General features: G+C 50.6%; 13 protein-coding genes. 5 read left to right on the forward strand and 8 right to left on the reverse strand.

Annotated features, from left to right (window positions below; translation table 11 throughout):
• Positions 1-10: 10 nt before the first annotated feature.
• The 8 genes from EBB54_RS14370 to EBB54_RS14405 form a co-directional block, all read right to left on the reverse strand.
• Entirely contained in the window at positions 11-1,207 is a 1,197-nt protein-coding gene (locus EBB54_RS14370; protein WP_125127922.1) for an ArsA family ATPase, read from the reverse strand.
• 102 nt (positions 1,208-1,309) lie between these two features.
• Entirely contained in the window at positions 1,310-1,921 is a 612-nt protein-coding gene (locus EBB54_RS14375) for a MarR family winged helix-turn-helix transcriptional regulator (RefSeq protein WP_125127923.1), read from the reverse strand.
• Positions 1,922-2,052: 131 nt separating this feature from the next.
• Complete coding sequence (locus EBB54_RS14380; protein ID WP_162307145.1) at positions 2,053-2,679, reverse strand: SGNH/GDSL hydrolase family protein; 627 nt, start codon at positions 2,677-2,679, stop codon at positions 2,053-2,055.
• A complete protein-coding gene (locus EBB54_RS14385) occupies positions 2,676-3,440 on the reverse strand; it encodes a creatininase family protein (RefSeq protein WP_125127925.1) in 765 nt (254 codons plus the stop codon). Before EBB54_RS14385 ends, EBB54_RS14380 begins: the two co-directional genes overlap by 4 nt.
• A gap of 27 nt (positions 3,441-3,467) precedes the next feature.
• Positions 3,468-4,298, reverse strand: a complete 831-nt coding sequence (locus EBB54_RS14390) for a carbohydrate ABC transporter permease (protein ID WP_125127926.1) — start codon at positions 4,296-4,298, stop codon at positions 3,468-3,470.
• 13 nt (positions 4,299-4,311) lie between these two features.
• Positions 4,312-5,196, reverse strand: coding sequence for a carbohydrate ABC transporter permease (locus EBB54_RS14395; protein WP_243127672.1), 885 nt, complete (start codon positions 5,194-5,196; stop codon positions 4,312-4,314).
• A 54-nt stretch (positions 5,197-5,250) separates the two neighbouring features.
• Positions 5,251-6,552, reverse strand: coding sequence for an ABC transporter substrate-binding protein (locus EBB54_RS14400; protein WP_243127673.1), 1,302 nt, complete (start codon positions 6,550-6,552; stop codon positions 5,251-5,253).
• Positions 6,553-6,609: 57 nt separating this feature from the next.
• Entirely contained in the window at positions 6,610-8,766 is a 2,157-nt protein-coding gene (locus EBB54_RS14405) for an FAD-dependent oxidoreductase (protein WP_125127927.1), read from the reverse strand.
• A 231-nt stretch (positions 8,767-8,997) separates the two neighbouring features.
• Here EBB54_RS14405 and EBB54_RS14410 point away from each other — a divergent pair, with 231 nt between their 5' ends.
• The 5 genes from EBB54_RS14410 (at position 8,998) to EBB54_RS14430 (ending at position 14,366) form a co-directional block, all read left to right on the forward strand.
• On the forward strand, positions 8,998-9,909 hold the full coding sequence (locus EBB54_RS14410; protein WP_162307146.1) for a helix-turn-helix domain-containing protein: 912 nt from the start codon (positions 8,998-9,000) through the stop codon (positions 9,907-9,909).
• Between the two features lie 339 nt (positions 9,910-10,248).
• Positions 10,249-10,782: an RNA polymerase sigma factor gene (locus EBB54_RS14415; protein WP_004070419.1), complete on the forward strand. Its 534-nt coding sequence runs from the start codon at positions 10,249-10,251 to the stop codon at positions 10,780-10,782.
• Between the two features lie 205 nt (positions 10,783-10,987).
• Positions 10,988-11,725, forward strand: coding sequence for a hypothetical protein (locus EBB54_RS14420; protein WP_125127929.1), 738 nt, complete (start codon positions 10,988-10,990; stop codon positions 11,723-11,725).
• A gap of 357 nt (positions 11,726-12,082) precedes the next feature.
• On the forward strand, positions 12,083-13,009 hold the full coding sequence (locus EBB54_RS14425; RefSeq protein WP_125127930.1) for an ABC transporter ATP-binding protein: 927 nt from the start codon (positions 12,083-12,085) through the stop codon (positions 13,007-13,009).
• Between the two features lie 142 nt (positions 13,010-13,151).
• Positions 13,152-14,366, forward strand: a complete 1,215-nt coding sequence (locus EBB54_RS14430; RefSeq protein WP_125127931.1) for an ABC transporter permease — start codon at positions 13,152-13,154, stop codon at positions 14,364-14,366.
• The last annotated feature ends 121 nt before the right edge of the window (positions 14,367-14,487 follow it).

Genomic DNA, 14,487 nt, shown 5'->3' on the forward strand with positions numbered 1-14,487 from the left:
TTCAACCTCCTTACACCGTACGCGATATTTCCTGCCGGGCAAACCGGATCTCCAGCATGTCCCCGTTCTGCCTTGCCCCCGCTGCCTCATAATGCCGCAGAGTATCCGGAAGCGCGATATTCCTTTTAAAATTGCCTGCCTTTAAAATGAGCGTTCCGTCCGACTGAAACATCTCCAGATCTTCCCTGGAAGCACAGGGGACAAATAATTTCAGCACATATCCCACCTCTGTTTTCTCGTATACCTCGCCGCCCCGGTGTTTCTGCACATCAAATACAGGGACGCCCTCCAGAACCTCCCTGCAGATACGATCCAGAGCTTCCATGGTACACGGTTCTGTCTCATACCAGGGAATCCGTACTATGGGTACCTCCCGAAATCCTTCCTCCAGCTCTGCCAGAGCATTTTTCTGCAGCGTCTTCCAGCCATCGAAAAACCGGTTATCCACAGCATCGGGCAGCACCCGGTTGATGTAGAGCCCGTCCACATAAAAGCCATAAAGATTGAGATACATGTAGTTTCTTCTTGTCTCCTCCACGACCATTTTTTCCGGCGCAGCCACGATGCGAACCGTGGTGAGCGCGTCATCCTTCAGCAGTTCCTGCAGCCGGATCAGCCGGAAATAGAGCCGTTCTATATCCGTCATCGCATGTCTGTCGGGCAGCTCTATTTTCAGCACCGCCCTGGAAAGGGGAGACAGTACGCGCACGGCAAGCTTTCCGATTGGGAAAAATTTTTCCATATACCAGCAAAACAGCTCCGGAAATTTCAGCAGCGCCAGCGTCTCTCCGGTGGGTGCACAGTCAATGACCAACCTGTCGTATATGCTGTCCTCATACAAATCCAGAATCTTTAGCAACGAAAACAGTTCCCCCATTCCCGGAAGGCCCGCCACGGAAAAAAGGCCATTTTCCCCGCCTGCCCCCAGTCCGGCAAAACCCGGCAGTTTCTCGACGGCATGCACCATATCCCGGTAGTTGTGCTCCATCATGTATTCCGGGTCTGCCTCCAGGGCATACAGATGTGGGGCGATCCGGGTTTCCTCCCGGCCGATCTCCTTTCCGAACAGGTCGCTCAGATTGTGGGCCCTGTCCGCCGAAAAAAGCAGCGTCTTCTTCCCTTCCCCGGCTGATTTAACTGCGTGCGCCGCGGCGATGCTGGTCTTTCCCACACCGCCTTTTCCTGTAAAGATCAAAATCCTGTCCATTTGGTCTCCTCCTTTTCTTCTATCTCCGAATTATTCGAATGTCGAAGTATATATTTCAGCAAAAGAGCCCGTTCAAATGGACTCCTGCATAATCTGGTTCTTCTATTCAATCCGGATCTTCCGCACTTTCCTGACCGGTGCTGCCTGGTCACTGCCGTTTGGGACTTTCCCATCCGAAGCCTCTTTGCAGTTCTGCTCCTTCCCGCACGGCTCTTTTCCATTCGAAGCCCTCCCGCGCAGCTCCTTTTCGTATGTTCCCTTCCTGTACTGCGCTTTCCCGTACTCCTCCTTCAGCCCTTCCAGCACTTTATCGATCAGCCGTATCCCGGTATGCAGCTCCTCCGGGGTAAGACGACCCAAGATAGACTGCCCATAGCAAAAAGCCTGCTCCAGAATGTCCTTGATGCAGGCTTTCCCCTGCTCTGTCATCCTAATCGTCACCACCCGCTTATCCTCTGCGCTCCTTTGGCGCTCCAGGAGCCTGCGCTTCTCCATCCGGTCGATGATCCCTGTGACCGTGTTCAGCGGCGACTGGAGGTAATCGGACACCTGGGTCATGTTCACCTCGCCCTTCCGGTAGAGCAGCAGCATCACGAAAACCTCGTTCTTCGAGCAATCCAGCAGAAGATTCTCCCAGGTCCGGGGCGAAAGCAGTTCCTTCACCCGATCCAGATAATCAAAAATCAACTTCTCAAAATCCGGTATTCCTTCCATTCCATTTCCCGCCTTTTTAAATACTTCTTCTCTCGAAGTAATTTGAGTGTACTCTATTTAAAGGGAGATGTCAAGCAGGCTGGAAAGAAATTTCCGAAAAACCGGATTGCAGCCGCACAGCCGGAATCTTCTTACCTTAATATGATTTCCGCAAATTTTTCCGCAAGCCTGCGGTGGGAGGTCCGGTTCATATGATGCTGATCCGCCGGGTCGGCCGAGGCCGCCAGTCCTGCTTCAAAAAAAGCGCATTGATACCGGGCAGCCACCTGCCGGATCAGCTCCGGCAGCATCCTGGAATACCTCGCCGCCTCCTCCCGGAATCCTCCGTACCGGCTGCTCTCTACATCTTCTCCCATTGCCACCGGAGAGGCCAGCAGGATTTTAGGCGGCCCAGGCTGCTGTTTGTATGGGTGGTGCAAAATAGTCACTGTCAATTTTTCGATTCCCGCGGCCACATCCTCGGGCAGCGCCGCAAAATGATGCTTCAGGTCATTATTTCCCAGCATCAGTATGATCCAGTCCAAAGGCGCATGGCTGTCCAGCAGCATAGGAAGCGCGGAAATGCCGCATCGATGGCCCGCCAGCGGGTCCTCCCACACCGTTGTGCGCCCGCACAGCCCCTCCTCAATCACACTGTACCCTGTCCCCAGCAGTTCCCGCAGAATCCCCGGCCATCGTTCATTTCCGGCCAGCCGCATGCCGGTTGCCGGATCGATCCCATATGTATTGGAATCCCCGAAACACATGATTGTTTTCATTGCATCATCTCCTCCAATATGCTCCTGCATCGTTCCACCTCAAAATCCAATATGTTTTCTCCTAGTTCTCCGGATGCATCCCTTGGGTCATGCCTGACAAAATATCCGCTGCTGCTTCCCCCGGAATCCGCTATCCCAAACTCTTTATAATACAGCAGTTCCGGTTTTGGCGGCAGTTGCCCCAAATCCACTGCTTCCGGGCGGATCGACTGCATGATGGATGTCTCCGCCAGACCGGCATGTCCCAGCCCCGTACCGCAGTCTTTGAAAAGCACCGTGATTGAGATCACCGCTGCCCCGTCCGCCTGTTCCTCTTCACAGATCTTCCCCAGAAGTTCCTTCTGAACCGCAGATGCATGTCCGTTCAGGATCACGATGCGCCGAAATCCCATATCGAGCAGCATGTCTACCTGCTGTTTTACGATCCGGTAAAACAGTTCAGGAGGCCAGTAACAGCTTTTCACCGTATTTGCCGGAAAATCCATGCCCTTTATCGTTTCTTCTCCCGAAAATCCAAGCCTTTTCAGTGATTCCGGCGTACGTTCATTTTCCGTACCGATATACAGCGGGGGAAATACCGCGCCGCCCATTTCTTTAGCCAGCCTGAGGGCAACTCGTTCCGCATGGAGCGTATCCATTCCCATCCCCATATGGGGCCCGTGCCATTCCATGGAGCCGACTGGGAGAAATACCGCTTTTTTCTCCCGCTGCACGCGCAGCAATTCCTCCGGCACCATCTCTTCAAATCTTCGTTTATCCAAGCCCTTCCACCTCTCTCTGAAAATCGGTTATTCCTTTACAGCCCCGGAAGTCATTCCCTGGATAAAATATCTCTGCAGGCAAATGAATATGATCGTAACCGGAATGACCGCCACAATGCTTGCAGCCATCATATACCCCCAGTTTGTAGACCCCATTCCCAAAAACGTCATGACCAGGCCGCTTGCAAGCGTCCGCTTTGCATTATCCGTAACCAGCGTCATGGAATAGAGCAGATCGTTCCAGCTCCAGACGAATCCGTAGATCGCGATTGTGATCATTCCGGGCACCGCAAGGGGAAGCACAACCTTTCCCATGATCTGCAGATGGTTCGCCCCGTCGATTTTTGCGCTTTCGATCAATGAATCCGGTATCTGGTCAAAATACCCTTTCAACGTCCACGTTCCGATGGGAAGCGTAAATACCACGTAGCTGATCAGCAGCGCCCAGTAGCTTCCCAGCAGCCCTGTTTTCTGCATGATCGTATAGATGGACAACAGCAGGATGGCGTGGGGAAATGCCTGGCTCATCATGAACATTCCCATCACAAACTTCCGGCCCCTGTAACGGAATTTTGAAAAGCTGTAGCCTGCCAGGCCGCATACAAGGGTTGCCATCAGGCTGGAGCCAAGGGATACGATGAGGCTGTTTTTCAGATATCCCATGATCTTCTGGTCTGTGACTATGTGCATGATGTTGTCCATCGTCTTCGGCCCCGTAAAGAATACCAGTGAATAGGTATCCGAGGTCGGCTTCAGCGCCGTATTGATCATCCACAGAAGCGGGAAAAATACAAAGATACTGATTCCGGCCATGCACACCCAAAAGAAGATCCTGAATCCAATCGTTTTTCGAAACATTTGCGTTCCCTCCTTAATCCGTATCTTTTACCTGGCGCAGATATACGAAGCTGAAGCAGGCCAGAAAAACCGCCCAGATGGTACCCACTGTCGCCGCTTTTCCCATACTCCAGTTTTTAAATGCCGTCGCATACACTTCGATGGAAAGCGTGGTTGTGGCCCGGGCGGGACCTCCCTGGACCATCGTCCAGGGCAGGTCGAAATGCTGCAGGTTTCCGACAACCCCCATCACCAGTATCAAAACTATGATATTCTTCATGGACGGAACAACCACATTTGTAAAGCATTTCCAGTTTCCGGCTCCGTCCATACGCGCCGCCTCTATCTGATCCAGCGATACTCCCTGCAGCCCTCCCAGCAGAAAAGCCATATACCACGGAAGCATCTGCCAGGTACGCGCAATGACCACACAGAGCAGCGCGGTGCTTGTCTGCCCCAGCCATGCGGTATTGCCGGCTCCTCCCAGTTTCTGGAGCATGCCGTTGAGCACCCCATACTGAGCATTGAAGATCCAGCTCCACAAAAATCCGATCGCCGTCCCGGGAATGATCCAGTTGATCAGGGTTACCCCCCGCATAAACTGTGCCCCGCGAAATCCCTGATTCAGCAGAATCGCCCAGACAAGTCCCAGAATGAACGGCAGCGCCGTTGCCCCGATCACGAACAATACGGTGGTTCCCATGGTTTTTAAAAAGTAAGGATCGCCGAATACTTCCGCGTAATTCTGAAATCCGACAAAATGGGTCTCCGGATTTATCATTGTCTTATCCGTAAAGGACATACGGATTGCATCAATAAAGGGAAATAAAATGATGGTCATAAAAATCGCCAATCCGGGGATGATCAGCAATACCCCGACCTGCTTGTCGCTCAGGCCCCTGCGTCTGTTTTTTTCCACAATAAACACCTCGCTGACTCTGTTTGATTTTACGGCAATACCGCCCGCCTTCAGTTAATTTGCTGATTCAATACGCTTTGCCGCATCATCCAGGGCCTGTTTCGAATCCTTCTGTCCAAGCAATGCAAACTGAATCTCCTCTGTAAGAATATTTTTAATTTCACTTGCATTTGTCATTCTGGCTGTTTCCTCCAATCTGGCTGTCGCTGTAGACTCGATGAAGGTCTTAATATAGGGATCATTCTGAACCACCTCGCTGGAAGCCGCTGATTTTGTCACCGGCGGCATGCCGTTATTCTTAAAATAATCCAGCGCCACGTCATCGCTGAGCAGCACTTTCGCCAAGTCTCCGGCCTGCTCCTTGTACTCGGAATCCTTATACACCACCAGCATGCCTCCCCACTGTACCGCCTGCGGTTCATCTCCCTCGTTCACTACCGGGCGCAGCATCGCGGAGCATACATCGACCACATCGTCCGGCTCCACGCCGTTAGACACCACCTGGCTCTTTGCCACTACCGCGTCGTCATAGAAGGCCACCTTTCCCTGCGCAAACATCTGGCGCGCTTCGCTTCTCCCCACATCCATGGAGACATAGCCTTTTCCCAGCATATCCTGGTACCAGTCCAGAGTCTCAACGCCGGCTTCGTTGTTTACGATGGTCTTCCCGTCCTCATCCCAGATGCCTCCGCCGTTTGTCCAGAGCCAGGGTACAAAGTCCGCCCCGCATGTAACGTCTTTCGTACTCAGGGCGTAGGGAATGATCTCCGGGTCATATGCCTTGATATCCGCCATACAGGCTTCAAACTCTTCCAGCGTAACCGGCGGTTCCTCCCATCCCGCAGCCGACAGGATCTGGGGATTGTACACCATGGTAAGCGCCGCCATAGTCCAGGGCAGGCCCAATTGCTGTCCGTCTATGTTTCCAACGCTTAACACAGACTCCTCAAAATTCTCCGATAAATATTCTTCGCCCAAAACATCCGTCCAGTCTGCCAGAATGTCTGCCTGTGCCAGGGTATTGAAAATGGAAATATCCGCCTGGGAGATATCCAGTTGTTCCCCTCCCTGCGCACGGATAAGAAGCTGCTGGGCCGCATCCGCCCAGGTAAAGCCTACCCAGGTAACCTCCTGCCCTGTTTCTGTCCGGTACGCCTCCATCATCCTTTCAAACGTCGGCTTGCTGGCTTCCTCCTCGCCGCCCCATCCGGCCCAGACAATATCGGTCTGTCCGGCATCCGCTTTCTGTTCCGGTTCCTGGGGCTCTGCGCTTCCTTCTCCCGAAGAACATGCGGCGCAGGACATGGCAAGCGCCAGGGTTAATAATAGTGCTGTCATTTTTTTCATCTTTCTCATGTTTTTCTCCTCTTTTCTTGATTATTTTCTTATGAGGCATTGCCGCCCCCATAATTCTTAATAGATACGCACCTGGTAAATCTGTGCTCTTAAATCCCCCCATGTTTCTTCCACAGTGATCCGGACTTTTTCGGCCTCAACAGCAGTTTCCCTTTTTACCACCGCCATCCTCTGATAATTTTCCTTCACCGTGGAAAAATGCATCCAACTTCCGTCCCGGTAATACTCAATGGAAAATCCCTTCACCAACTGGGGCGGCATCCCCTTGCGGATGGTAAACTTATGTTTTTCATCCCACCTCCCGGCGCAGCTTGACGGGATCTCCATCGAAAGATCCGGATCCAGATAGAGCCGGACTTCCTCAAACCGGACAGGCCGCTCCCACTCCAGCAGAACCCACGGCTTTTCCTCGTTTTGGGAACACCAGATATGGACGCCCCCATATGGCCTTGCATATCCGTCGGACAGATTGGAGACGGCATAAAGCGTCTCATCTTCCCATTCCACACATGGGTCCTTATAATCCGAACTGTTTTTTCTTCCGCATAAAATTCCCGGATTCCGTATACGGTTAAGCCTTAATGACAGAATCTCATTTTCTTTTATGTAAATGAGACCGAATTTTCCCGGCTTCATGCCTGAGAAGGAAATCTCAGCCCAGTTTTCACCTTTTGAAACAGGGACAGCCTGTTGGGAAACCCGTGCGCCGGGGCAAAGCCTGTTGGGAAGATCTGCTTCGTACAGCTCGATTTCCAGTTTTGTATCTGCCTCTGCCTCCAGCAGGATTTTTACGGCCCCTTCCCTGGAAAACGGCACTACCACAAAGCTTTCCTCTGTCAGACGCATGGTTCTGTCCGACGGTTCTGCCCTCAGCTTATATTCCGAGCTGGCCGAAACGCTTGCCTTTTGCCCCAGATCCAAGGGGTCCGCATTTCTCTTACCTGGTATAAACATGTCCTCCCGGAGAAGGTTCTGTACAATCTCCTCTATCTGCCCTTCCTCCAGTTCTGCAGGGCTGCACGTTTCTTTCATGCATTCCGCTGCCAGGGCGGCGGCGGCCTGTCCTGAGAGGGCGCAGGTATTCATGATCCGGGCAGAAGCAAAAGCCTCCTGGCGCGTACCGATATTCCGGCCGGCAAAAAATAGGTTCGGTATGCTCCGGCTGAACAGGCACCGAAGCGGAAGCGTATACACATTGACGGGAATCTGTACGCAGCTTTCCTCTTCACTGTTCAGTCCCCCTGCGGGATGGAAATCCATATACCATCCCCCGTAAAACGCCCCGTCCTCAAACCGGCGCTGCTTTAAGATGTCTTCCATGGTCAGTTCATATTCTGTCATCATCCTTCTGGATTCCCGTTTTCCCGGAATACTTCCGATCCATTCCAGAGTCCGGGTTTCTGCTTCAGGATATTTTCCGCTGTTTTTAATGTAATTCCATACCCCCAGCACCAGTTTTTTCAGCTCCAGCCCGATCTCCTGGATCTCTGTGATCGTATTGCACAATCCTCCGTATTCGAACCACCAGCAATCGCTTCCGGTCTGTTTTTCACTGATGATCCTTCCGCCTTTATTGATCAGGGTTTCCACATAATCCATATCATACGCATATTGCGGCGCCGCAAACTTAACTGGCTTTTTGCTGTCCTTTATAAAGTATAATATGGAGCAGCTCAGCAGTTCCGCCGTCTTTTGCTGATTTTCGGGCGTATAGGGCAGATCCCCGATCCGGTAGGGGACGCCCGCCTCCGCGCCGATCATCCCATCCCCGGTAGCGTCGATAAAATAGCTGCTCCGGAAAATATAGCGGATCTCACTTGCCTGCTGTACCCCTTCTACCTGGCAGATCCTGCCCCCGCCACATACAACCTGTTCTACATTCGTGTTTAAAAAGAGGCGGATATTTTTTTCTCCCAGTACGGCATCCAGAAGGATTTCGTCCCAAAAGATCACATTGAACTCCGGATTTTCATACAGATTCCGCATCTTCAAAAACCCCAGCACACCCATTTCTTCGCTGAAAATATTTCCGGCGCCTGTGGCTCCGCGCATCCATACTCTGATTTCACTGCTGGAATTTCCTCCCAAAACGGGCCTGTTATGTACCAGAATCGTCTGGATTCCGGCTCTTGCCGCCGACAGGGCTGCACATACTCCGGAAACGCCTCCTCCGATTACGGTCAGTGAAGAATTTATTGCAACTGTCTTCATCATATACCTCCTGCCCTTTACCCGCACGAATTAAGCAGACTTTTCCAGAAAATTCTTTCTTTTTTTCCAGATTTTACGTCTTATTTTCCTATCTTTTAATAATTATCACGGGTTTTGATATTATATTAATGGATTTTATCGTTGTTTTCCATAATAATTATGTCTGCTTTCTGGATTATTCTGCACTATTACGGTATAATGAGTGCAGAATATGAAAGAAAGGAGATTTTTCTCATGTCCAATCCATATCAGAATATTACAAACTACCTTCACTTTCTCTCCAGGCGATATAACGTCAAGATCAATATCAAGGATTTTTTTGGCTTTATTCCTATCAATAAAGAACTGGACGAAGCGCTGCGCCCTTTCCTTGCCCATACCAATCCTTTTTGTATGTATATAAAAAGCGAGACCCAGTCCTATCACACCTGTCTCCGTATGATCAGAAAAATGTACAGCAAATTTGAAAACGGGGATTACGAATATTTTTTTGGGGTGTGCCACGCAGGGCTGATGGAATATGTGATCCCGATTCGTTATGAGCAGGATCTGCTCGGATCTATCAACGCAGGTTTTTTCCAGTCAGATCCCGAAACAACACAGGCGCGCATACGTTCCGCATGCCTTGGAAGCCGGCTTCTTCAGTTTGAAACTGCATACCGTTTATATGAACAATACATTACGGCGCCTGACATTGCAATCGAAGACCTGCTGCCGCAGTTGAATCTTCTTGCGGAATATCTCAGCCACACGTATGGAATCCTGTGTAAGACACATCCTACATCGACCAATATTTTCAGATATCATAATTCCAATGAGGATATGATTCTGTCCCATGCGGTCAAGTATATCCAGCAGAACAGCAGCCAGCGTATTACCGTAAATGAACTGGCCGATTTCTGCCACTGCAGCACCTCCTACCTGAGCCGCATTTTCAAAAAACGGACCTCTGTAAATATCAATACTTATATCAATAAGGTCCGTATAGAGCTAAGTAAAAACCACCTGATGAACTCAACCAATTCCATTGCGGAAATCGCCATTACAACCGGATTTGATGATCCCAATTATTACAGCAGGGTCTTTACGAAAATGATCGGGATATCCCCTACAGAATTTCGAAGGCGGTTCAAAACATTTACATGACCTGGACAGACCGCAAAAAATATCTATATTTTTGCATTCGTACTATCTTTTTCTCTTCCTGCTTCGTTATACCTTATGAAACGGCCGAATGGCCATAATGGGGTGCCCTTGGGTATACCTTGCGAAACGGCCGCATGGCCATAATGGGATGCCCTTGGGTATACCTTGTGAAACGGCCGCATGGCCATAATGGGATGCCCTTGGGTATACCTTGTGAAACGGCCGCATGGCCATAATGGGGTGCCCTTGGGTATACCTTGCGAAATGGCCGCATGGCCATAATGGGATGCCCTTGGGTATACATATTTGAATGGGATGTAAAACGGGGAGGTGAATGCTGTGAGCGGCGATTTTTTATTGATCCGAAAAATGAAGCAGGGTGACGACGGCGCATTTGAGCTGTTTGTCCGCAAATATTACGGAGACATCCTGTCTTACTGCCATTATCACTGCCCGGATCAGGAATACGCCGAGGATCTGACCCAGGAAACCTTCGCCCGTTTTTTCGCCAAATTATCCGATTACAGGTATCAGGGCAAAACCAAGAATTATCTTTATACGGTGGCCAAAAACCTGTGCCGGGATTATTTCAAAAAGAGCCGTGAAAGCCCTCTGGAGGATACAGAGCTTTACGAAGAGCTGGGTACAAAAGACCATCCTGCGGAAGAGATCGTGAACCGGCTCGCCGTCACCCAGGCCCTAGAAACGCTGCCGGAGGAGCTGCGGGAGGTTGTGATCCTCTATTATTTTCAGGAGTTAAAGCTCCGGGAGATCGCCGATACGCTGCAGATCGGCCTCCCCCTTGTAAAATACCGTCTGAAACAGGCCAAACTGAAGCTGGCGGAATTGCTGAATCCAAATTGTGCGTCTTAACCATCTGCAGCAGCAGCCTAATATCCATACCTTGTGAAATGGCCGGATGGCCATGATGGGGTGCCCTGGGGGATAGCTTTTGAAACGGCCGGATGGCCATAATGGGGCCCTGGGGGATACATTACGAATCGACCGAATGGGCCCCTGGGGATGAAGGCATGACTGCCCGGCTCGCTGCTTCGCAGGAATAAAGGAGGGATTTTCCATGCATCTAAACGAAGAACTTCTTCATTATAAAACACTTACCCGGCCACGGCCGCAGGAGGAAAAAATCCTGGAAACCATTCGTAGGTCAAAGGAAATCTTTTATATGGCCGAGCAGGAAAAGCTGCTGTCTTACTATGAATTTTTGTGGGGGCAGTTTCAACTGATCCAAAAAAAGTGGTGGCTTTTTCAGTTCCTGATCCTGTGCGCATCCGCCGGCCTGCTGTCCTCGGCATATGACGAAACTTACATCCACAGGGGGCTGGGGATCATGGCTTCCTTGTATATCATCCTGATCATTCCGGAATTGTGGAAAAACAGGACCAACCGCTCCATGGAAATCGAGTATTCGTCTTACTATTCCCTGCGGCAGATCTATGCGGCGCGTATGGTTTTGTTCGGAATCGCGGACACGCTGCTGCTCACCGGATTCTGCGGAGCGGCCATCCTGGGAATGCATATGGCATTTACCGTGCTGCTTGTCCAGTTCCTGCTGCCTATGCTTATAACTGCATGCATCTGCTTCGGAACCCTGTGCAGCAGGCATATCCGCAGCGAAGCCGCATCCGTATGCCTGTGTCTGCTGTGGTGCGGATTGTGGCTGGCACTCAATCTGGATGAGGCTCTCTATGCCATGGTCATGCCCACGGTCTGGCTCTCCTGTGCAGGACTTGCGCTCCTGTTCCTGTGCATCACGGTTTACCGCACTTTAGACCGCTGTAGAAGTTATACCTTGTGAAAAAGGACGGATGGCCATAACGGGGTGCCCTGGGGTATACTTTATGAAATGGCTGGATGACCATACGTGGTGCCCTGGGGTATACCTTGTAAAAAAGGGCGGATGGTCTTGATGGGGAGCCTGGGATATACGGTGTGAAAAAGGACGGATGGATATAATGGGATGCCCTGAATATACGGTGTGACGTGCTGTATTGCAAATGCCTATAAGAGGTGTCAAATTGGTTACTTTGAAATTGCCCGCATTTTAGATCTGCTTCGCAGATAGCGGGCAAGCAATCACTTGCTGGGAAAGTGGTTGCATTCAGCAGGCAATCCATTTGCTTTGTAAATTGATTACAAATCAGGAGGTATATTTATGGAATTGGAATTGACGGATCTGACAAAAAAATTCGGGGAGCTGACGGCTGTTGATCACATCAGCCTGACCATGACCAGCGGTGTCTACGGTCTGCTGGGCGTAAACGGGGCCGGAAAGACGACGCTGATGCGGATGCTCTGCACCCTGTTAAAGCCGACCTGCGGAAGTATCACCTGCAATGGAAAGGACATTTTCAAAATGGACGGGGGGTACAGAAAATTATTGGGCTACCTGCCCCAGGATTTCGGATTTTATCCGGAGTTTACCGTACAGGATTATCTCCTCTACATTTCCTCAATCAAAGGCATCCGACCCGCCGCGGCAAAAAAACGCACCCGGGAGCTGCTGGCCCAGGTGGGACTTGCAAAAGCAGCCAATAAGAAAATGAAAAAGCTCTCCGGCGGCATGAAGCGGCGGGCCGGAATCGCCCAGGCCATGCTGAACAACCCCAGAATCCTGATCCTGGATGAGCCCACCGTGGGACTCGACCCCAACGAGCGGATTCGTTTCCGCAACCTGATCAGCGAGCTTTCCGAGGATCGCCTGGTTCTGTTGTCTACGCATATTGTTTCGGATATTGAATACATCGCAAACGAAATCTGGCTGATGAAAGACGGAGCATTGGTACACAGAGGGACTCTGGACGAAACCATCGCTTCCATGCCGGAAACCGTGTGGAAATGCGCGGCAGAACACTCCATGGTGCCGGCCCTCACGAAAAAATATAAGGTTTCAAATCTGAAATCCGAGGACGGGCATGTGGAACTGCGTATCATCTCGCCCAAGAGACCCGCCCCTGATGCCGAACCTGTCCGGCCCGCGCTGGAAGATGTATTTCTATATTATTTCGGGGAAACGATGGATGACGAACCTGATATTGACAGCCCGAGCGGCGGCCCGAACCGCACCCTTTTTTTCAGGTAAGGTTTACAGGACTCTTTGATAAAAAAATTTTCGGCTGTGCGGCTGCTAACCTGACAGAATATTTGCATTGAATATATCGCACAAAAGTTCTGCCGTATTGCAGCCGCACAGCGAAAAATCGCAAAAAGGTTGGTAATAGAATATGATCCGATATGAAATCAAGAAAATATTTTCGAAAACGATGAACAAAGCGGCGCTGCTGGTCATGACGGCAATACTGGTTATCGTATGCCTTTTCACACTAAATTCCGTATATTGTACGGATGAATCCGGCGACCATCTTTCCGGAATCGCGGCGGCCAAAAAACTGCGTGAAATGCAAGAGCCATGGTCCGGACACCTGACAGAGGATGTATTTGCGGAAGTCATCCGAAAAAACGCACAGATCAATGGTTCCGAAGAAGCACTGTCCGATGACATCCTAAAACAAAATCAGGCTTATGCAAAAAAGCAGGGCTTTGGAGATATTCTTAATCTGCTAAACGACATGTTCAGCCCCTACCGGGATTGGGACCCATTTATGGCGAACCGACTTACGGAGGAAGACGCAAAGTATGTGTATGAAAAAAGGATTTCTGGATTGAAGGAATTTCTGGATTCCGGTGAAGAGTATTTTTCCGAAAATGAAAAGGCTTTCCTGGTGGAGCGGTACGAGGCACTAAAGATACCCTTTTATTACGAATATATGGGCGCCTGGACCGCGCTGTTTCCAAAGGTCAGCACATTCATCCTGCTGCTTGCACTGGTGATCGGTTTCCTCGTGTCCGGCATCTTTTCCGACGAATTTCAGTTAAAGGCGGATTCCATTTTCTTCGCCTCCAGGCTTGGCAGGAGCAAAGCGGTTCTCTCCAAAACAGCCGCCGGTTTTCTTGTCACCACCGTGCTGTATATCGTATTTGCCTTCCTATATACCGTGATCATGTTAGCGGCATTGGGAGCAGGCGGAGCAGACTGCCCGATTCAGTTCCAGTTCCGCAAGTGCATTTACAACATCACCAACCTCCAGGCATATCTGCTGATCATTGCCGGAGGATATATCGGAACCCTGTTCGCTGCAACCACTGCCATGCTTGTATCCGCAAAAACACGTAATACCGCGCTGGCGGCTGCCGTACCGTTTCTCATCCTGTGTACGTTTCCGTTTCTGAGCAGGATCATCCCGCTGCCCGGGCTCTGCACCCTCTTCCCGGACCGGCTGATGGATATCTTCAACAACATGCTCCACGACTTTTCACTGTATGAAATCGGCGGGACGGTAATGGATGCTTTGGTGATCGTGTTTCCGGTGTATTTTCTGGCTTGTGTTGTGCTGCAGCCGGTGGTGTATGGGGTATTTAAGAGGGTGGAGGTGAAGTAGGATCAAGTACTGCAATATTCGGGATTTTTTTGTTGACGGAGGGGTAGAGGTGATTTTAATGGGATGGAAAAAGGAAACTGTATTTAAACTCAATCCGCGCGTAAAACGACCGCAAGGATTA

The sequence above is a fragment of the Schaedlerella arabinosiphila genome, from assembly GCF_003885045.1.
Taxonomy (GTDB): domain Bacteria; phylum Bacillota; class Clostridia; order Lachnospirales; family Lachnospiraceae; genus Schaedlerella; species Schaedlerella arabinosiphila.

Excerpts from the sequence above, each read along its gene's own strand:
- EBB54_RS14370 (WP_125127922.1), bottom strand. The coding sequence starts at position 1,207 with ATGGACAGGATTTTGATCTTTACAGGAAAAGGCGGTGTGGGAAAGACC.
- EBB54_RS14375 (WP_125127923.1), bottom strand. The coding sequence starts at position 1,921 with ATGGAAGGAATACCGGATTTTGAGAAGTTGATTTTTGATTATCTGGAT.
- EBB54_RS14380 (WP_162307145.1), bottom strand. The coding sequence starts at position 2,679 with ATGAAAACAATCATGTGTTTCGGGGATTCCAATACATATGGGATCGAT.
- EBB54_RS14390 (WP_125127926.1), bottom strand. The coding sequence starts at position 4,298 with ATGTTTCGAAAAACGATTGGATTCAGGATCTTCTTTTGGGTGTGCATG.
- EBB54_RS14400 (WP_243127673.1), bottom strand. The coding sequence starts at position 6,552 with ATGAGAAAGATGAAAAAAATGACAGCACTATTATTAACCCTGGCGCTT.
- EBB54_RS14405 (WP_125127927.1), bottom strand. The coding sequence starts at position 8,766 with ATGATGAAGACAGTTGCAATAAATTCTTCACTGACCGTAATCGGAGGA.
- EBB54_RS14410 (WP_162307146.1), top strand. The coding sequence starts at position 8,998 with ATGTCCAATCCATATCAGAATATTACAAACTACCTTCACTTTCTCTCC.
- EBB54_RS14420 (WP_125127929.1), top strand. The coding sequence starts at position 10,988 with ATGCATCTAAACGAAGAACTTCTTCATTATAAAACACTTACCCGGCCA.
- EBB54_RS14425 (WP_125127930.1), top strand. The coding sequence starts at position 12,083 with ATGGAATTGGAATTGACGGATCTGACAAAAAAATTCGGGGAGCTGACG.
- EBB54_RS14430 (WP_125127931.1), top strand. The coding sequence starts at position 13,152 with ATGATCCGATATGAAATCAAGAAAATATTTTCGAAAACGATGAACAAA.